The following is a 15,901-nucleotide window of genomic DNA, read 5'->3' as shown; positions in this document are numbered from 1 at the left end:
ATGCATCGGCGAGAAAAAGTCCGGCCCGTCAGTCGTCTATCAATTATCTGGCGGGCAGTTTATACAAATGAACCCCGCAGCACTATGCGTAATGTAACGCGTAATGGCGATCACTGAGCATCGTTGTTATTGCAGAGATGAAATGGTCAACGCCTCAAGTTGGCGGACAAAAAACAAAGGGAAGGCCATGAATTGGCCTTCCCCACGACCTATCCCAATAATCACGGATGAGTAGGTGCCAAAATGTAACCACAAGCGGATTGGTGGTCACGCCTTGCGCTCAGGATTGACGCCCATGTTGGTCGCTGGGTAAATGGCTAAGTAGACATAGCCGTAGCTGCCAAGGGTATCGGCTTCGCAGGTAAAGCCGCCGTGCTGAATAGTGATGCAGTGCTGGAGCTGGCATCCAGTTAGCCGGTCAGCAGCTTGGCTTCCAGTGCCTTGATGATCTCAGGGAAAGCCAGGTCGAGCTTGTCTATCTGCACCGCACTCCATTCACCTATCAGACTGGCCCGATCGGATAGAAAATCGAGCCGGTAGCGGCTCTGTATCAGACGAGCGCCAAAACGTGGAGAGATATCACGCGGCAGACCCCAGCAAATGCTGGGGAGCGGTGTGAGAGCCTGGTGATCTGGATGGTGTGTGGCAGAGCATGTGGGGTGGATTGTGGTCATGATTAGCGATACCTCATTTGAATGTCGATGATGGTGCCGGGCACGTTGTGGCGCTGGCGTAGTCTGGCCAGGTGCTCTGGGAGGTCTGTCAGGTTTGCCAGTCGCCCCCGGTAGAGCCGGGAGAAGTTGACGTAGTCGGGGTGGCTCACTGTGATGGTCACCTGATGCCCCGGCTGCCAACGCCTAAACAGGCGGGCTTTGGCCTCTTTGATGGTGGTGATACCGGGGGCTGGTAACGTTTGCCGGTTGCGCAGATGCAACGTGTTAAGCTCGGGGGCATAGTGATGCACCTCGAGCCCGGTGATAAGACGGGTCATGCTCGGTGACTCCAATGATGCAAAGGGCCAGCCTGATAGGGCTGGCCCTTTATGTTGTTTGTTGATGAGCGAGACAGTCGGGCGTCAACGAGCGCAGTCAGCCGTCTAATTGATAACCGACTTGCAGTTGAGTCGGTCCAGCAGGTGCCGCGAGCCGTACTGGGCTACCAGCCGGTCTATGGCTATTTGGGCGCAGGCCGTTCTGCTGGGCTTATTCTCAAGGACTGCTTAACCCGCGGTGAGCCAGCCGCCGAGCAGTGCGATGCGGTAGCCACTCGGGATATGGGTGAGCGACGTCCCTATCCCCCTCCCGTGAATAAGGAAGGGCACGGCCTGGCCGCCGATGTCGATATCCATGCGCTGCCCCTTGAGCTCGAAAGTCGTGAGCTCGCCGATTCGCGGATGTTTGCCGGGCACCTTGATGGTGATGTTTTTCGCCATTTCACACCTCCGGTTTGGCTTCAAAATGGTGGGTCACAATGCCAGCCTCTGGGTCGATGCTGATAAACGCCGGGGCTTGCGGGTGGTACTGGTAGAGCCGCGCCAATTCAGCGCGAAAGGCCTCAACGTTCGGCGCAATCACATGGTGGGTATCCCCCTCGGCATAGGTAAAGGTCTCCAGCTTCTCGGTGTTAATCCAGATGCCGAAATACCATGCATCTTCCTCGGTGTCGTATTGCTGCCAGCCTTGGGCCAGCAGCATTCGGTCGTAGTAGTAACGGTCGGCCTGATGGCTACCCCGGTCGATGCGGCAACCAGTCGCTGTGCGCTCGAGCGGGATACGCCCCGTGTTGTGGGCCTTTTTGACCCGGTGCAGCAGCTTGAGGGCCTTGGCTCTGCTGCGGCCATTACCGAGCGGATGGGACTGTCGGGCCCGCAATGCCAGGTGGGTCATTATCTTCGGTGCGGTGTTGTGGTTGAGCTGGCCGATGGCAGTGGTTATCTGCCGAGCGGACAGGGTTTTGTAATCATGCAGGTCGTGCATGGTTGGGCTTCCTTCAAATGCAAACAGCCCCTCGGCGTGAGGGGCTGCGTGGGGTTGTGGTGTGCAACAGTGGGGGGATTGTCTACAGCAATTGCTTGAGGCGGTTGATGTCTCGCTCATAGCGGCGGCGGTAGCTATGCCAAATCACCCGCTCGGCAGCAGCCTCCAGCAGCGCGGTGGTCACGGTGCGGGGCAGAACCAGATTTGCCCCGTCCCAGTTATCCAGGTTCAGTGCGCCGGAGCGCACCAGGCTGGCCAGCTGCACATCAAGCTTGTGGGTCAGCTCCAGTGCAATGAACTCCTCGATATGGGCTCTGAGTCTGGCGGTAGCACTCTCTGGCGCTATTGGTGATGCTGTGGGTGTTGTCATGTGTGGCTGCTCCAATCCGGCGCGTCATTGCTGCCGTGGTTGATGTAGGCCCCGACTATCACCCGTTGCCACTCGCCGACCGGCTGACCCGCAGCATTACAGGTGCAGCGGAAACGGGCGAAGTTAATCTCACGTGGCAGGTGTTCACGCATATCCCGTGGACTGACAAAGAGCATGGTCTTGTGCAGTACCGGGTTGGGTGCAACCAGTGGGCCGCCAATACGCCTTCCCTCCACATCGTGAGCATAGGCAAAGCCCCGCTGCATCAACTGCTGACTGATGAGCTTGGTAAGTGTTGGATGGGCACACATGGCCTCTGCCACGGCGGCCTGGCTAAAGCTGTCGTTGAACTCAATCATGGGTATTTCTCCCTTTCTGCAGGTGCACGGTAAGCGGCTGCCAACAACGCAAACTGTTCGACCAGATAGCTGATACTGATGCCCAGTTCATCACTGACCCCATCCCCTAGACGGTGATGCAGATGTGCCATGTCATCGGCGATACGTTGGGCTATATGGGCGGTTGATCTCGGTGGTGAGCTTGTCACTGTCAGGGTGATGGAGAGAGCCATCACATCTCTCCCCAGGGGGCTTGTTCCCACAGTGACAGTCGGGTCAGCACGTCTTGTGCGAGAGCCTGTTGCAACTGCTGTATCACCTTCACCAGCCGGGGAGCCTGTTCAGGGCTCCCGCTCCATTCGCTCGATTGGTATAGGGCGCAGCAGGTGAATTTGTACAGGGCTACCAGTTCGGCATCGGTGAGTAGTGCCTGGTGGTAACGGTGGGCAGGTTTAAGCAGACTCAGCTTGGTGGAGCGGTGCTGGCGTGGTTCCTTGTGGTCCTGCTGACGCCCCAGCTGATAGCGATGCCAGACCGCCCGCCGGTTGGCGAGCATCATCAGTCGTACCATCCGGTCTACTCGCCACGTCCAGGTACTGGTCGTGTCTGCTGGCGGTATCCACCAGAGGGTGCGCAGCAACTCAAGGGTGTAGTGCGGCGGCATGGGTGCATTGCAAAAGCGGTGTAACTGCACGGCAAAGGCCAGATAGTCCTTACGATCGATCATGAAGGCAGACATGGGAATGACTCCTTGAAATGAAAAAGGCCACCTGCAGTGAGGTGGCCCTGTGGGTTGTGTCGGCATATCCAGATCATGGTGCTGGACCAGATGATCGGGGTTTGGGGATGCTGGTGTTATTCGTGCATCTGCTCGGCTTCTGGGTGAGCGGCATCGAACAGGGTAGCGTAGAGCGCACAATCAATGCCGTTGACGGCGTCGTGGTGCGGGTAATAGGGCGGTTTGTCTCGGGAGCGCTCAAAGTAGTCTCCAAAGCAACTGAGACACTCGCGTATCTCGACCGTGGAGCCCAGCAGCAAAGCTTCTTCAAACTGCTTGGCATAAATCTGATCGTCACCAGCTTGGGTGACCGCCTTCTCCAATAACGCCAGCGCATCCTCGTTGCAGGTAGCTGCCAGGCCATAGCGCAGCTTGCCCAGCGCTTCCTCAAGGGAATAGGGGTTAGGTAATCGCACTGTGTTTGTCCCTTCTTGGCTTGGCTAATGGCGTAGCTGATGCAGCAGCGCATCAATGGCTTCGACACAGTCGGCCTGGGTGAGTTGGTAACCGTTGGGCAGGTGAGTCACGATAGCGGGCGCTGCCTGCATCTGGACGTTGTCTGCAAGCCAGCAACGCAACTCGATGAGGATATCGAGGACGGTGAGGTGTGATTTGCCAGGGGGAATGTTCATAGCAGGCCTCGCTCGGCCAGCGAGACTACGCCCTCAGCGCCAACCACCAGGTGGTCGAGCAACCGGACATCGACCAGCGCCAATGCCTCCTTGAGGGCCTGGGTAAAAACCCTGTCGGAGTGGCTGGGTTCCGGGTCACCGCTGGGGTGATTATGGACCGCGATGATGGCCCCGCAATTGAGTATCAGGGCCCGCTTGACCACTTCCCGTGGGTAGATGCTGGCGCTATCGAGAGTGCCGCGAAACAGCTCCTCAAAGGCCAGGACACGATGTTGGGAGTCGAGGAAAAGTGCCCCAAACACTTCGTGTTCCCGGTCTTGCAGCAAAGTTTGCAGCCGCAGAGCGGCGTCCGTGGTGCTGGTAATGGCGGTGCCTTTGGCCAGACGCTTGCGGGCAATCTGGTTGGCGATGCGCAGCAGGTCTTGCTCGGTCACCGGTTCGGTGACGACATAAGTGCCGGGGCATTCCCCGGCTTTGAGTTTGTGGTAACGCATGTGGGGTTCTCCAAATAAACAAAACCCCGGCACGCAGGAAGCATGTCGGGGTCAAAGGTAGAGAGGTTGTTGGTTCACTTTGAGGGTAGTTCAGTTGCCCGTGGCTGCGGGGCCACTCTGTACCGGTATCAGTGGTCCGGAGACCAGCACAGTGAGCGGGATAGTGAGTGCCATACTCAGCCATTCAGCCATTCTGTCAGTTGGTAGGCTGGCCCTATGGTGTCGTAGTCAGCGACCCAAGTGGCCAGGGCAAGGCCGCTGCGCAGGTAAACGCTGTAGCCCTGTACCGTCAGGCCACTGTCACGCACCACCTGCGTCTCACCCTCCCGATTGATGGCTTCAAGTTCAACGACTATCGGTTGTTTGGGCATCGTGTGCCTCCTCTTGGGGTAAGGGGTCACTCTCCACGGTATAGCCGCGATTAGTGCAGGTGCGCTGCAGGTCAGCCAGGAAACTTGCCAACACACGTGGTTGCTCGGTGAGAGAAACCGGTCCTGCTTGGCAGCGCCAGAAACACCGACGCTTGGGGTCCACGCAGATTTCATCCACGGGCTGGCTCATGGTGTGCCAATCCTCGGCATTGGTGAGGGAGAGCAGTTGCCACTGCACGCCAGACCAGCGCAGATGCAGCGTGACGGTGCGGGCGTTCGGGCTACCAGGGGTCAGGTGCAGCAACCAGCGCTCACCCCGGCGAGTTGGCTGCAGCTTGGCTTTGGCGGCTACCAACCCCAACCACTGGCGTGAGTAGTGGGAGAGCGGTAGTTCGTTAGTCATCACACACCTCCTACTCCCCACTGACTGTGACGGTGAAATACCCCAGCTGGCCATAGGTGATGAAATTGCTCTGCCACAGGGTAAACAGTTCCCGCGCTTCCACGCCGGGCAGTGGTCCCCAGCCCTGCAGATAGTGCTCGTCGCAGGAGAGGTTAAAGTCGAGTTCCTTGCAGAGCTCAGCATCCTGGCCCAGCCCTTGGTAACTGAAGTCGGTGATGTAATCGAAGACCCAGCCGTGTAATCCCCGAATAAGCCGCAGCTCTACCGGATGGACACCACCCTTTTCGGCACTGTAGCCGGGGCTGCGAAAGTTGAAGGTCAGGGTCGAGAGATTGGTGAGGTCGAGCGGTTGTTCCCGCACGACGTTGCGCAGCAAGTCAGGTAGTTCAGGTGAAATCGGCAGGGCCATCCCTGCCAGGTGAAATGGCATGGTCATCATGGTGTGTCCTTTCGTATCGAATGTGAGAACCGTCAATCTCTGAACCAGCGCCAGGCGCGGTAAAGACCATAAGTGGCGACGAGGGAGAGTGTGATGGGAGCTGCGGTCGTGCTGAGCAGTGAACCGGCGACTGCGGTCGCTACAGTGCTGCTCGATATGCTCAATGCACTGCTGGTGGCCGCTCCTGAGAGTGCTGAGGTAACTGGTTGCCTCGCCATGGTGCGCAGAGCCTGATGGGCGATATAGCCAGTGGCGATGAGCTGGTTAATCTGCTTGCTGTAGTGAAAGCCCTCAATGCACCAGAGCACGAAGTGTTCGCAGTTGTTAAAGAGGGTGCTGTAGTGCGCCTCCCCAAGGCGGGAGTAAGCCCGGTCCATGCTTTCCTCCCGGTTGTAGGCGCGAGTCTCATGGTGCTGGATGTAGTAATCGCGCTCTTGGCAAAACTCAGCCAGGGAGGTGATGGTTATCTGGCCGGACAGTTCACCGGCACTGAAGCCCAGGTAGTGAATGACCTGGTGGTCACCCAGGTAGAGGCCGTGGTGCTGGTAACCGGTACGGGGGGAAACGAGGTGGTCCCCCGGTTGTGGTAATGGCATGGACAGTTCCTTAAACGAGATGCGGCATAAACACACAGGGCACCCGAAGGTGCCCTGATGGTGGTGAGTGTGTGGTGGCTGGTGGTCAGGATTGCTTCCGTAGCGTCAGGCTACTTGCATCCCATACCCAGCGCTCGCTGGGGTTGCCGGGTAGATTGAGGGTAAAGCCGTTGGGTTCGGGGCTCAGCTTGCCCAGGTCGCTACAGGTCCCAAACTCGGTCGATATCATGGTGGGTGAATCTTGTCTGGCCACAACCAACTGGTAGAGCACGGGGCACCCCACTCCCCCGCTGAACAGTTCAACCAGCGCAACCTGACCACCCTGTATCGCAAACTGGTGGGCCACATCGACACCGGCATAACTGTCGTGATGAGTCAGTCGCTCACCATTGAGCAACACATCGAAGTTCACCTCGTCATTTTTTCGCACCGTAAATCCGGCTGATGCTTTCGCCAGCTTGGGCTGAAAATAGACACTGCCATCGGTGAAGGTCACCATGGCCCCCTCAAGCGAGACTTGTGTTCCCACCAGGTCAATCAAGGCGGCGTAAGCCTCATCATCGGTCCATATCTCAACATTCCCTTGCCCAGGTACCTCGACCCAGTACTTCATGCTGGCGTAGCTCAGCTTCCCGCTTAAGCTAGCAGGGACTTTTGTCTCAATCTCCAGTGCTCCATCTGTAGCGAAGGTTACCATCGAACAGCTGAGCAGAAGCCCCAGCGTGGCCACTCGTAGTGTCCGGGTGAACAGTGTCGTCATGTTTATCTCCATCAGTCTTTGCAAATAAGCCAGTACAGTAGTCCAGCCAGAATAGGGTCGATAATTAACCCGAGAATGAACCACCCCCAAAAAGAGCGTCCGTTACCGGCGGCAACAAAGCCCAGCAGTAACGCCAGCCCTACCCACAGCAGAATTAATGGCATGGATGAATCTCCTATTGGAATGTGTAAGCCGCTTCACCCTGGTCGGTGAACACGGTGGCTTCGAGCAAGTTGCAGGTGCCCGGAATAAGGGAGAACTGGGTACGCTGGCTGTACTTGAGTGATACCGGGAACGTGCGGTCTACTCCGTAGGGGCCGACTGCCACACACTTTCCTCGGTTGATGAGGATCTTCTTGATGGTGACTGCATCATTGAGGGACGTTACCTGTAACTGGGGACGGCCCAGTGAGTTGTAGAACAGGTCGAGCTTGAATTCTGGCGGTGACGCCTTGGCGCCGTCAGAGGCACTGGTATAGATAACCGCTGAGGCAGCAAGCACTGCAGCAGCGATAAGGTAGCGTTTCATGTGTGGTCTCCTGTAACATGAAAAGGACAAAAGGGTGCCTGACCGATGAGGCAGGCCTCTCGGGTAAGCGGGGTCATACAGGTAATGTCAGCGAGTGCGTTGGCAGTTAGCCAAGCGCCACTGAAGAAAGTGGGTTGGAATTTATGCCGTGTAGAAGACTCTCCTTTCCAATTTCAATCTATATATTCAAACAAACTCAACCTATGGCGCCCAGTCTCAACTCAAACCGCCCTTAATGTCAACGAGTCCATGGTCAAGCATACGTGCTGACTGGAGGACTTATGACAGACGTCAACTTTGAAGAACTGGCCAAGAGCGTAGGTAAAGCGATTGGACGCCAACGCCAGCAAGCGGGGCTGACCCAGGAGCAAGTCGCAGAACATCTGGATATCGGGATGGAAGCGGTCTCCCGGATGGAGCGGGGAAAAGTGGTACCGACGGTGGTGCGATTGGCATAGCTCGCCCAGCTGTTTGGCTGTGAGCTGGCAGACTTCCTGCGTGAAACCAGCAACCGCCCTACCGAACAAGGCATTGTGCTCAGCCAGCAGTTGGCCAAGCTCAAGGCTGCTGACAGAGCACTGGTGCTGGAGGTAGTTGATAAGCTGGTGGCGCGACTGGCGCCTTAATGGCTCACAGTGCGCATCGATGACAAACTGATGCCGATACCAGGACCGATAACTTGGGAGGCCGCAATGACGCTCCCAAGCAGCTTAACCGCGATATCTGTTTACTCTCCCCTGATAATATCTATCTGAGATCTTTTTCAATCGAACTAGATCAGCACCGGCAACCCTAAACGGCGGATGCGTGGACGGCCCCGACGATTACTCGGTACGGTGGATCCTTGGCCTACCACCGCGCCCACGCTGTGTCGGTAGCTGCATCCTGCCGATGCCATTACGGCGCTCCTGCATCATCGCCAGTAGCAGCGGGTCATGCTTGAGCAAGTAGCTCAGCGCATAGTCCTGCAGACACTGCCGCTTGCGTGTATCGTCATAGGTCACCATCCCTATCCCATCCGTCTCCCATTGCTTGTATTCATTTCTGCGAGCATTACAGTTGAAATAGGTTCGGGGCTCACGGCTGAGCGATTTCCACAGCTCACCGAGCTGCCTTCCAAGATGAATATCATTGCGAAGCTTGGCGCCATTGAAGATAAACATCAGATGATGGTGATAGCCTCGGCCTTTGCCGTACTCCATCCGCCAGATGAATCCAATCAGATGCGGAAACTCTCGCTTTACGTGGCGTAAGTAAGTCTCTCTATCAGAGATGGCCTCCTCTAATGATATCTCTGCACTGATAGATTGAGCGTAGTGAATATCTACTCTCACAACGAGCAACTTGGCATGCATATCAAACAAGTCGTTTATGTAGTGACGATATGTTTGCGTATTACGCGCCACATCGCGCCTGAGATTACACAGGCGCTTATTGTGCTGGGGTGAGTGCAGTTTGATCATAAACTCACGTAGAACGTCATCCATCTCCTCTGCTAACGCGAGCATATCCGACAGGGATAAATTTCGGTCAAATAGATTTAATTTCCGAAAAGGATAGAGATGCTCCAAGAGTAACTCAACTGAAGGGTGTGCAGATATAGGCTGCCTGTATTCGTAATAGTGATCCGTCACGGTGTTCATGATGCGCTGAAACTTTCTAGCTAATTTATTGTAGGTGCCATCTCGCTTAATAAGAATGTATGGCACAGTGGACTTATTCAGGGTGTCGATGAAGGTTAGTGTATCGATAAGCATATGTGTTTCTCTATAGTCACTATCCAGGTCTATTGGGAGACCTGGCTATGTAGGATGATGGTAATAGTGGCATGTGTTTTAAATGGATAATGAGTGATGCAAATCAAATAACATTAATACCCAAACGGAATGTCTGGATGACCAAGCATTTACGGGGTGTTTTTGTCATTCGCTATATATAGAGGGCATTGCAACAAAAGAGATGTGACAGTCAATTACTACCCATCAGAATTGATGTCTACTTATGGAGCGGATTAGAGAGAAATAAATTAGAGGTAGCGCTGAGTTGCTATGTTGGCCAACCACGCGTCAACCTCATGCTCTAACCAGCCAATAGCGGACAAACCCAGCTTGATGGGTTTGGGAAAGCTACTGTCATAGCGTGGCGACTTTGGGTTGAAGCGGTCGTATATGGTAGAACGCGCCATACCGATTTTACTGATGAGGTCTTTAATGCGCAGGACTTTGATGGGGTTATTCATGGATGTACTCCTGAGTGTTAGGGTTGGGTTTTGCTCAGTAGATAATCCACGCAGTAATTTTTAAGCGTTTGGTTTCAGCATCGATGTCTCATGGCTTATTCACGGCACGCGCAAATGTGTGCAGATAGAGGTAACACTAACCCAATTTTATTTATCACACCCACCAGCCTGAGGGCCCCCTGACCCTCTTTGATATGCCATGCTCTGTATCTTTAGATAAACAAGCTAGAGGAATGGTCAGTCACATCTAGCTTCATCAAGTGAACTTGAACATGAAAGCCTTATGAATTCGCAACTAAATCCATAAAATAGATACCTGAAAAACGCTTGAAATTAGCCTGATTTTTGCTAGATTCACACTCTTTCCTAGCTTGATTTCTACGGGGTAGATTATGGTTGGATTTTTCGTTAATGGTATTGGGTGGGATGGCAATAGTGCCGAGAGAGCAATTGATGTAGCCTACTTTTACTATTGTTATAAAATTAACAAGGATGCTGATTTTCACGCGTTTGAAAGTAAGCAATCTAAAGATTTTTTTCTTCAGCAAGATATAGCGTTGGCGGTAAAAAATACAGTAAAACTAAAAAAGCTCATTCATCACATTGAACATAATGGCGGTGATATTCCACCGCCTGAAAACAATCCAGATGCCTTTTACAAGGCCTTACTCAATGCTTCAGCATCCTTTATGCTTGACCGGGAAAAATTTTCATTTATAGAGAGAGACGATCGAGCGATAGACTTTTTTTGGAGTCTGCTCCACATGTATTCAGTTGATAAGGCTGCTTATCGTGACGGTCGCACGTCACAATTAAAGCTCTCACCTCTTACCAAGCTCAATCCAATCATGCCTCCTAACATGTACACTTCACGAAATAAGAATTATCATGAGCGATGCCTATTGTCTCACCAGTTATGTATTTCAACTCAATCCATCAATGAGAAAGATAGGTTTAACGATATTGTTCGATTCTTTGATCGTTGGGATTGTAGTATTTCAGAGAAATCAAAGCACCTAGCCGCTATGGCAGAAATATGGGAAACCCAAAAGGATTCCACTGATATGGTCCAGTGGGTTAAGCTGAACCAGAATATGCACAAGTGGGCATGGGAGTACGTATTAACAAATGGATTTAATAACCAATTGCCACTATGGGCCTGTAAGGACGGCCCCAAAGAGTTCATTGGGCGTCAACTTGTAATCGCATGGGATCTCATGTTCGCGAACCCAGACCGACAAGCATTATTTATGATGAGATTCAAAAAAGCTGCATCACAACAAAAAACCAGAATGAAAAGAGAGACGATTAAACCATCATCATTCTATCTTAATGATGATGTGAAGAAAAAACTAGATGATATGGCGACGCGTCTTAAACTGACAAAGTCAGCTCTGATCGAGAAACTGATAGAAGATGCAAACAATGAAAGTTGATACCAGTTTAGCTGGCATCAACTTTCATTTTAATTGCGATTAGTGGCTGTTTGTCATTGCAGTATTTTTAATGTTGATTCTTTTCAGAAAAATATGAGGATATTCAATGAGTGAGTTTTTTAAGGTGTTAATGAATGTGCACAGTTTGCGGGCAGCACTGCGTGAGTTATCTCTGGAGCAGGTAAAAGAATCACACGAAAAGATTGAGCTTGTTTATCTGGAACGGTTGGAGCAGGCAGAGAAAGAACAAGCCGCCCAAGCTGAGCACCAACAAAAGCTGGCTGAGTTCCAAGCGATATTGGCTGATGCGGGGATTGATCCGGCTGAGTTGGTCGGTAGTGCTCCTTCCACATCGACCAGTGCGGTTAAAGCTAAACGGGCTCCTCGTCCCCCGAAGTACCGTTATGTCGAGAATGGTGTAGAGAAAACTTGGACCGGTCAGGGTCGCACGCCCAAATTCCTGGCTGAGCAGCTCGAGCAAGGCAATCAGCTGGACGAGTTCCTCACCTGAACGTATGGGCCGCATCGAGTATTGATGCGGCCTTATCTATCATTAGCAGATGATAGATTGCGCCATCTGATTGATTGTTGGTAATATTTAGTACGTTTTATCGCTTGTAAGCTGAATGCTTGACCACCACCCCGCTTCATTTCCTCAATACTGCCGACGCACTGACGTTCATCACCCAGTTCGATACGGCAACTGACGAGCACACCATCGTCACGCTGTTGCGCACCCTCAGCCAGCAGATGGGTTTTGACCATTTCCGGCTGGGGTTCATCTCACCAAGCTCTATCCAGCGCCCCGAGGTGCGTATCTTCAATGGCTGTCCTGCCCAGTGGGTGCAGGCCTATGATGCGCAGCACTTCTTCGCGGTAGACCCGGTGGTACGCAAAGGGATGACTCAGAGCATGCCGTTTCTGTGGGCCAGTCTAATCAAGGAATGTTGCGAGCAACAGGATACCGCTGGTGTAGAGGTCATGCTGCAGGCCCATGAGGCGGGATTACGCGATGGCATCACCTTCCCCTGGCATGGGGCTAATGGTCATGTGGGGTTGCTGTCATTTATTACCCGAACACCCCGTCCAGAACACCAGTGGCTGACGGAAACGCCATTGTTGAGCTGGCTATCGGTACACATCTTTGAAGCGGTTGTTCGGGTCTGCTTATCCGATATCCCTCGTCGGGAGGTGCTGAGTCTACGGGAGCTGGAGGTGTGTCAGTGGGCGGCGGAGGGCAAGCAAGTCAGTGATATAGCCCAGATACTGGGCATCACCCCCCGGACCGTGACTTTCCACCTCAATCGTGTTGTCGAGAAGCTGGGGGCGAGTAGTAAAAGCCAGGCGATATCCTGGGCGCTCAAGCAGGGGCTGGTAAGGCTTAATATCGACAATGCGCTAGTGGGGAACGTGGATGAAGATGGCCAATAGCTCCAAATGGCGCAACATGTTGCGCAAATAGCGAGCTTTAATACTGCGAATGCAATCTTTGCTGGTGTAATGGCCTGTGCAGCGCAATATCTTGCTGCTGATTTGAAGTGGAGTCGTGATGGGTGTTGTAACTTTCTGATAAATAATGAATAAATAAAGTGGCATGGTCGCTGCTAATGGTTTTGGTCGAGTGCTAACTCATTTCACCAATCCATTTAGGAGCATACACATGCCAACTCCATGTTATATCAGCATCGAAGGTAAAACCCAGGGCAACATCACTGCCAGTGCTTTCACCTCCGATTCCGTCGGCAACATCTTCGTGCAAGGCCACGAAGACGAGATGCTGGTACAAGAGTTCAATCACCAAGTTACCGTACCGACTGACCCGCAATCCGGTCAGCCTGCAGGTCAGCGTGTCCACAAGCCGTTCAAGTTCACCGTTGCGCTGAACAAAGCCGTACCACTGATGTACAACTCCCTGGCCTCCGGCGAGATGCTGCCGAAAGTGACTCTGAAGTGGTATCGCACCTCTGTTGAGGGCAAGCAGGAGCACTTCTTCTCTACCGTGCTGACCGACGCCACCATCGTCGACATCGACTGCCAGATGCCGCACTGCCAAGACCCTGCAAAGTCTGATTTCACCCAGCTTATCCAGGTCTCTTTGGCGTATCGCAAGATTGACTGGGAGCACACTGTTGCCGGTACCTCTGGTTCTGACGACTGGCGTGCGCCGCTCGAGTCGTAAGCCTCACATTCTTACTTTGCTATTCCTTGTATGTATTCTGTGGCCGGCGTGTAACCGGCCTTTTATCCCGTTTTTTCTCCGGTCAGTCTGTGGCTACCGGAGCTTTTATGTTTTGCCATCCCCCTGCCCAAAAATTGGTGTCGTGGTAGTGAATGCGGAGTGATGGCAAAGCAATAAGGGGTGTCCTGTTATGCAGACACAATCAACATATTACCCGTCATGTTACTTATCTTTGGTTGCCATATATGGACCGGAGAGGGCGGTAGCGTGGTGTTTTGACAGGTTTCAGGCGGCGTTTGGAGAGGTATTAGGGAGATATCATGGCTAATCAGACCGGATTGCAATTCACTGTCAAGGTGGGTGCGCTGCCAGGCACTACCTTTGTGGTGGCCAGTTTTACATTGAATGAAGCGTTAAGCGATCCGTTCACTCTTGCGCTGGAACTGGCAAGTAGCCAGCCTGATATCGATTTTGGCGCTGTACTGGATCAGCCATGCGAACTGCTAGTGTGGTACAACGGGGAGTTGCAACGACGTGTTAACGGTGTTGTGAGCCAGTTCGAGCAAGGTGACAGTGGTTTTCGGCGTACTCGCTACAGCATGGAAGTCAAACCAGCCCTGTGGCGACTAGGTCTGCGTCACAATGCCCGCATCTTCCAGGCACAAAAACCGGAAGAAATCATGGGGGCCTTGCTACAGGAGCATGGCATCACTGATTACGCATTTGCACTCAAAAACGCCCATGCTCAGCGGGAGTACTGCGTACAGTACCGGGAGTCCGACCTTGAATTCATCAATCGCCTCGCAGCAGAAGAGGGGATGTTTTATTTCCATGAGTTCGAACAAGGCAAGCATCGTCTCGTGTTTGCAGACGATGCTGCCGCGCTTACCGATGGCCCCGCGCTCTTCTTCAATTTAGGTAACCGCTCGCTAGAGCAAGGGCCTTATGTACGCCAGTTTCACTATCGAGAAGCGGTGCGCCAGGCTGAAGTTGAACTCAAGGACTACAGCTTTAAAACCCCTGCGTATGGCCTGTCCCATAAAAAGCTGGGGAGTGAACTTGAGCACCAGCGTGACACTTATCAGCACTTCGATTACCCAGGGCGTTTCAAGCAAGATCCCAGTGGCAAATCCTTCACCCAATACCGGCTCGATGCGTTGCGCAGCGATGCTATGGCGAGCCGAGGTCAGTCGAACTGTGCAGCGTTGTTACCCGGTCAGACCTTTGCATTGAGTGAGCATCCTAATGCTGTCCTGAATACCCATTGGCAAGTCGTCAGCATTCTCCATACAGGTAAACAACCTCAAGCCTTGGAAGAGGAAGGCGGCGATGGGGCCACAACTGTTACTAATGAGTTCACAGTAGTCAAAGCGCTACAAACTTGGCGACCATTCTTACCGCATAAACCCATGGTTGATGGTCCCCAAATTGCCACGGTAGTTGGCCCGTCGGGTGAAGAGATTTATTGCGATAAATATGGCCGGATCAAGCTGCAGTTCCCATGGGACAGATACGGTGCCAGTAATGATCAGAGTTCCTGTTGGGTACGCGTCAGCCAAGGTTGGGCTGGCGGCCAATATGGCATGATGGCAGTGCCCCGTATTGGTCATGAGGTCATCGTCTCCTTTTTAGAAGGCGATCCTGATCAGCCCATCGTGACCGGTCGTACCTATCACGCCACAAACCAAACTCCCTACGTGTTGCCCGAACATAAGACACGTACGCTGCTGCGAACAGACACGCATAAAGGCAAAGGATTTAATGAACTGCGCTTTGAGGATGAAGCGTCGAGAGAGCAGATCTACATTCATGCCCAAAAGGACATGGACGTCGTCATCAACCACATTCATCGTCAAAGTGTGGGACTGGATCAGCACCTGACGGTCAATCAGGATCAGTTCCAGCGAGTGGACCGTCACAGTCATCGCACGGTAGCTCAAGATGATTTTGAGCAAATTGGGCAGGATCATCACCAACTGATTGGCCGCCATTTTGTGCAAAAAGTCATGGCCTCATTCAAGCGCTTCATTGGTGGGGGAGAGATCACTCATCTGGATGGTAGCCGCCAGACCTCTATTTCTGGTGGAGAAGAGTTGGTCGTAGGGGCACATCAGCGAGTGGTGGTTGGCACAGACAGCTATCTCAAAGCCACCGATATTGTGCTGGAGGCGGGGCAAGCACTAACCATCAAAGGGCCCGGTGGTTTTATCAAGCTTGATGGATCTGGGGTAACCATCTCGGGTAATGTGGTCAAGATCAACGATGGTGGCTCACCCGGCGCCGGCACTGCGCCGGTCGCAATCGAACCAGAAGCACCCAACAAGCCCACCCTGCCGGACGCGCCGGATCGTCGCTAAGGAG

At 53.2% G+C, this 15,901-nt stretch carries 26 protein-coding genes and 1 pseudogene; 6 read left to right on the top strand and 21 right to left on the bottom strand.

The features are described from left to right. Window positions 1-267: 267 nt before the first annotated feature. From ACW5XD_RS13755 to ACW5XD_RS13665, 19 genes are all read right to left on the bottom strand, one after another. Window positions 268-381 (bottom strand): type IV toxin-antitoxin system YeeU family antitoxin, encoded by a 114-nt coding sequence (locus tag ACW5XD_RS13755; RefSeq protein ID WP_266119462.1) that lies wholly within the window; start codon window positions 379-381, stop codon window positions 268-270. A gap of 29 nt (window positions 382-410) precedes the next feature. Next, window positions 411-674 (bottom strand): type IV toxin-antitoxin system YeeU family antitoxin, encoded by a 264-nt coding sequence (locus tag ACW5XD_RS13750; protein WP_323744431.1) that lies wholly within the window; start codon window positions 672-674, stop codon window positions 411-413. Window positions 675-676: 2 nt separating this feature from the next. Continuing rightward, window positions 677-991, bottom strand: coding sequence for a hypothetical protein (locus ACW5XD_RS13745; protein ID WP_194758952.1), 315 nt, complete (start codon window positions 989-991; stop codon window positions 677-679). Window positions 992-1,219: 228 nt separating this feature from the next. Further along, window positions 1,220-1,432, bottom strand: coding sequence for a hypothetical protein (locus tag ACW5XD_RS13740; RefSeq protein WP_456495371.1), 213 nt, complete (start codon window positions 1,430-1,432; stop codon window positions 1,220-1,222). 1 nt (window position 1,433) lies between these two features. After that, the gene (locus ACW5XD_RS13735) at window positions 1,434-1,976 is read right to left on the bottom strand and encodes a hypothetical protein (RefSeq protein ID WP_456495370.1); all 543 of its coding nucleotides are present in this window, start codon (window positions 1,974-1,976) and stop codon (window positions 1,434-1,436) included. An 82-nt stretch (window positions 1,977-2,058) separates the two neighbouring features. Continuing rightward, window positions 2,059-2,346, bottom strand: a complete 288-nt coding sequence (locus ACW5XD_RS13730; protein WP_456495369.1) for a hypothetical protein — start codon at window positions 2,344-2,346, stop codon at window positions 2,059-2,061. Then, entirely contained in the window at window positions 2,343-2,705 is a 363-nt protein-coding gene (locus ACW5XD_RS13725; protein WP_456495368.1) for a hypothetical protein, read from the bottom strand. The genes ACW5XD_RS13730 and ACW5XD_RS13725 overlap by 4 nt, the downstream gene beginning before the upstream one ends. Then, the gene (locus ACW5XD_RS13720; RefSeq protein WP_456495367.1) at window positions 2,702-2,917 is read right to left on the bottom strand and encodes a hypothetical protein; all 216 of its coding nucleotides are present in this window, start codon (window positions 2,915-2,917) and stop codon (window positions 2,702-2,704) included. Before ACW5XD_RS13720 ends, ACW5XD_RS13725 begins: the two co-directional genes overlap by 4 nt. Next, the gene (locus tag ACW5XD_RS13715) at window positions 2,917-3,423 is read right to left on the bottom strand and encodes a hypothetical protein (protein WP_456495366.1); all 507 of its coding nucleotides are present in this window, start codon (window positions 3,421-3,423) and stop codon (window positions 2,917-2,919) included. Before ACW5XD_RS13715 ends, ACW5XD_RS13720 begins: the two co-directional genes overlap by 1 nt. 116 nt (window positions 3,424-3,539) lie before the next feature. Continuing rightward, window positions 3,540-3,878, bottom strand: a complete 339-nt coding sequence (locus ACW5XD_RS13710) for a hypothetical protein (protein ID WP_456495365.1) — start codon at window positions 3,876-3,878, stop codon at window positions 3,540-3,542. Window positions 3,879-3,902: 24 nt separating this feature from the next. Next, the gene (locus tag ACW5XD_RS13705; RefSeq protein ID WP_456495364.1) at window positions 3,903-4,094 is read right to left on the bottom strand and encodes a hypothetical protein; all 192 of its coding nucleotides are present in this window, start codon (window positions 4,092-4,094) and stop codon (window positions 3,903-3,905) included. After that, window positions 4,091-4,588 (bottom strand): RadC family protein, encoded by a 498-nt coding sequence (gene radC, locus ACW5XD_RS13700; RefSeq protein WP_456495363.1) that lies wholly within the window; start codon window positions 4,586-4,588, stop codon window positions 4,091-4,093. The genes ACW5XD_RS13705 and radC overlap by 4 nt, the downstream gene beginning before the upstream one ends. A 176-nt stretch (window positions 4,589-4,764) precedes the next feature. Next, window positions 4,765-4,959 carry a hypothetical protein gene (locus ACW5XD_RS13695; RefSeq protein WP_456495362.1) on the bottom strand — a complete coding sequence of 65 codons (195 nt, stop codon included), beginning with the start codon at window positions 4,957-4,959 and terminating at the stop codon, window positions 4,765-4,767. Continuing rightward, a complete protein-coding gene (locus tag ACW5XD_RS13690) occupies window positions 4,934-5,362 on the bottom strand; it encodes a hypothetical protein (protein WP_456495361.1) in 429 nt (142 codons plus the stop codon). The genes ACW5XD_RS13695 and ACW5XD_RS13690 overlap by 26 nt, the downstream gene beginning before the upstream one ends. Window positions 5,363-5,372: 10 nt before the next feature. Beyond that, complete coding sequence (locus tag ACW5XD_RS13685) at window positions 5,373-5,798, bottom strand: DUF2787 family protein (RefSeq protein WP_456495418.1); 426 nt, start codon at window positions 5,796-5,798, stop codon at window positions 5,373-5,375. Between the two features lie 35 nt (window positions 5,799-5,833). Beyond that, the gene (locus tag ACW5XD_RS13680) at window positions 5,834-6,397 is read right to left on the bottom strand and encodes a lecithin retinol acyltransferase family protein (RefSeq protein WP_456495360.1); all 564 of its coding nucleotides are present in this window, start codon (window positions 6,395-6,397) and stop codon (window positions 5,834-5,836) included. 85 nt (window positions 6,398-6,482) lie between these two features. After that, window positions 6,483-7,157: a hypothetical protein gene (locus tag ACW5XD_RS13675; protein WP_456495359.1), complete on the bottom strand. Its 675-nt coding sequence runs from the start codon at window positions 7,155-7,157 to the stop codon at window positions 6,483-6,485. A gap of 11 nt (window positions 7,158-7,168) precedes the next feature. Then, a complete protein-coding gene (locus ACW5XD_RS13670; RefSeq protein WP_021137985.1) occupies window positions 7,169-7,321 on the bottom strand; it encodes a hypothetical protein in 153 nt (50 codons plus the stop codon). An 11-nt stretch (window positions 7,322-7,332) separates the two neighbouring features. Next, window positions 7,333-7,686 (bottom strand): hypothetical protein, encoded by a 354-nt coding sequence (locus ACW5XD_RS13665; RefSeq protein WP_373970003.1) that lies wholly within the window; start codon window positions 7,684-7,686, stop codon window positions 7,333-7,335. 281 nt (window positions 7,687-7,967) lie between these two features. On the opposite strand from ACW5XD_RS13665, the pseudogene ACW5XD_RS13660 reads away from it, so the two are divergent. Then, window positions 7,968-8,312, top strand: a pseudogene (locus ACW5XD_RS13660) (helix-turn-helix domain-containing protein). A 198-nt stretch (window positions 8,313-8,510) separates the two neighbouring features. Here the strand turns inward: ACW5XD_RS13660 and ACW5XD_RS13655 are convergent. Together ACW5XD_RS13655 and ACW5XD_RS13650 are read right to left on the bottom strand one after the other, a co-directional pair. Continuing rightward, window positions 8,511-9,443: a YagK/YfjJ domain-containing protein gene (locus tag ACW5XD_RS13655; protein WP_456495358.1), complete on the bottom strand. Its 933-nt coding sequence runs from the start codon at window positions 9,441-9,443 to the stop codon at window positions 8,511-8,513. Between the two features lie 269 nt (window positions 9,444-9,712). Continuing rightward, window positions 9,713-9,925 (bottom strand): helix-turn-helix transcriptional regulator, encoded by a 213-nt coding sequence (locus tag ACW5XD_RS13650; RefSeq protein ID WP_456495357.1) that lies wholly within the window; start codon window positions 9,923-9,925, stop codon window positions 9,713-9,715. Window positions 9,926-10,317: 392 nt separating this feature from the next. Between ACW5XD_RS13650 and ACW5XD_RS13645 the strand changes: the two genes are divergently transcribed. The 5 genes from ACW5XD_RS13645 (at window position 10,318) to ACW5XD_RS13625 (ending at window position 15,897) form a co-directional block, all read left to right on the top strand. Continuing rightward, entirely contained in the window at window positions 10,318-11,361 is a 1,044-nt protein-coding gene (locus ACW5XD_RS13645) for a ribbon-helix-helix domain-containing protein (RefSeq protein ID WP_456495356.1), read from the top strand. Between the two features lie 106 nt (window positions 11,362-11,467). Continuing rightward, on the top strand, window positions 11,468-11,872 hold the full coding sequence (locus ACW5XD_RS13640) for an H-NS family histone-like protein (protein ID WP_456495355.1): 405 nt from the start codon (window positions 11,468-11,470) through the stop codon (window positions 11,870-11,872). 119 nt (window positions 11,873-11,991) lie between these two features. Continuing rightward, window positions 11,992-12,792 (top strand): LuxR family transcriptional regulator, encoded by an 801-nt coding sequence (locus tag ACW5XD_RS13635; protein WP_456495354.1) that lies wholly within the window; start codon window positions 11,992-11,994, stop codon window positions 12,790-12,792. Window positions 12,793-13,021: 229 nt separating this feature from the next. Continuing rightward, window positions 13,022-13,540 (top strand): type VI secretion system effector Hcp1, encoded by a 519-nt coding sequence (hcp1, locus tag ACW5XD_RS13630; RefSeq protein WP_155604112.1) that lies wholly within the window; start codon window positions 13,022-13,024, stop codon window positions 13,538-13,540. A gap of 320 nt (window positions 13,541-13,860) precedes the next feature. After that, a complete protein-coding gene (locus ACW5XD_RS13625) occupies window positions 13,861-15,897 on the top strand; it encodes a type VI secretion system Vgr family protein (protein ID WP_456495353.1) in 2,037 nt (678 codons plus the stop codon). Window positions 15,898-15,901 lie beyond the last annotated feature (4 nt).

This window comes from Aeromonas enterica, from assembly GCF_054052465.1.
The sequence above is the reverse complement of the archived record's forward strand: the minus strand, read 5'-3'. Positions and strand labels throughout refer to the sequence as shown.

What these genes read in the sequence shown, in the direction of transcription:
- ACW5XD_RS13750 (WP_323744431.1), bottom strand. Translation starts at nt 674, where the DNA reads ATGACCACAATCCACCCCACATGCTCTGCCACACACCATCCAGATCAC.
- ACW5XD_RS13745 (WP_194758952.1), bottom strand. Translation starts at nt 991, where the DNA reads ATGACCCGTCTTATCACCGGGCTCGAGGTGCATCACTATGCCCCCGAG.
- ACW5XD_RS13740 (WP_456495371.1), bottom strand. Translation starts at nt 1,432, where the DNA reads ATGGCGAAAAACATCACCATCAAGGTGCCCGGCAAACATCCGCGAATC.
- ACW5XD_RS13735 (WP_456495370.1), bottom strand. Translation starts at nt 1,976, where the DNA reads ATGCACGACCTGCATGATTACAAAACCCTGTCCGCTCGGCAGATAACC.
- ACW5XD_RS13730 (WP_456495369.1), bottom strand. Translation starts at nt 2,346, where the DNA reads ATGACAACACCCACAGCATCACCAATAGCGCCAGAGAGTGCTACCGCC.
- ACW5XD_RS13725 (WP_456495368.1), bottom strand. Translation starts at nt 2,705, where the DNA reads ATGATTGAGTTCAACGACAGCTTTAGCCAGGCCGCCGTGGCAGAGGCC.
- ACW5XD_RS13720 (WP_456495367.1), bottom strand. Translation starts at nt 2,917, where the DNA reads ATGGCTCTCTCCATCACCCTGACAGTGACAAGCTCACCACCGAGATCA.
- ACW5XD_RS13715 (WP_456495366.1), bottom strand. Translation starts at nt 3,423, where the DNA reads ATGTCTGCCTTCATGATCGATCGTAAGGACTATCTGGCCTTTGCCGTG.
- ACW5XD_RS13705 (WP_456495364.1), bottom strand. Translation starts at nt 4,094, where the DNA reads ATGAACATTCCCCCTGGCAAATCACACCTCACCGTCCTCGATATCCTC.
- radC (WP_456495363.1), bottom strand. Translation starts at nt 4,588, where the DNA reads ATGCGTTACCACAAACTCAAAGCCGGGGAATGCCCCGGCACTTATGTC.
- ACW5XD_RS13695 (WP_456495362.1), bottom strand. Translation starts at nt 4,959, where the DNA reads ATGCCCAAACAACCGATAGTCGTTGAACTTGAAGCCATCAATCGGGAG.
- ACW5XD_RS13690 (WP_456495361.1), bottom strand. Translation starts at nt 5,362, where the DNA reads ATGACTAACGAACTACCGCTCTCCCACTACTCACGCCAGTGGTTGGGG.
- ACW5XD_RS13685 (WP_456495418.1), bottom strand. Translation starts at nt 5,798, where the DNA reads ATGACCATGCCATTTCACCTGGCAGGGATGGCCCTGCCGATTTCACCT.
- ACW5XD_RS13680 (WP_456495360.1), bottom strand. Translation starts at nt 6,397, where the DNA reads ATGCCATTACCACAACCGGGGGACCACCTCGTTTCCCCCCGTACCGGT.
- ACW5XD_RS13675 (WP_456495359.1), bottom strand. Translation starts at nt 7,157, where the DNA reads ATGACGACACTGTTCACCCGGACACTACGAGTGGCCACGCTGGGGCTT.
- ACW5XD_RS13670 (WP_021137985.1), bottom strand. Translation starts at nt 7,321, where the DNA reads ATGCCATTAATTCTGCTGTGGGTAGGGCTGGCGTTACTGCTGGGCTTT.
- ACW5XD_RS13665 (WP_373970003.1), bottom strand. Translation starts at nt 7,686, where the DNA reads ATGAAACGCTACCTTATCGCTGCTGCAGTGCTTGCTGCCTCAGCGGTT.
- ACW5XD_RS13655 (WP_456495358.1), bottom strand. Translation starts at nt 9,443, where the DNA reads ATGCTTATCGATACACTAACCTTCATCGACACCCTGAATAAGTCCACT.
- ACW5XD_RS13650 (WP_456495357.1), bottom strand. Translation starts at nt 9,925, where the DNA reads ATGAATAACCCCATCAAAGTCCTGCGCATTAAAGACCTCATCAGTAAA.
- ACW5XD_RS13645 (WP_456495356.1), top strand. Translation starts at nt 10,318, where the DNA reads ATGGTTGGATTTTTCGTTAATGGTATTGGGTGGGATGGCAATAGTGCC.
- ACW5XD_RS13640 (WP_456495355.1), top strand. Translation starts at nt 11,468, where the DNA reads ATGAGTGAGTTTTTTAAGGTGTTAATGAATGTGCACAGTTTGCGGGCA.
- hcp1 (WP_155604112.1), top strand. Translation starts at nt 13,022, where the DNA reads ATGCCAACTCCATGTTATATCAGCATCGAAGGTAAAACCCAGGGCAAC.
- ACW5XD_RS13625 (WP_456495353.1), top strand. Translation starts at nt 13,861, where the DNA reads ATGGCTAATCAGACCGGATTGCAATTCACTGTCAAGGTGGGTGCGCTG.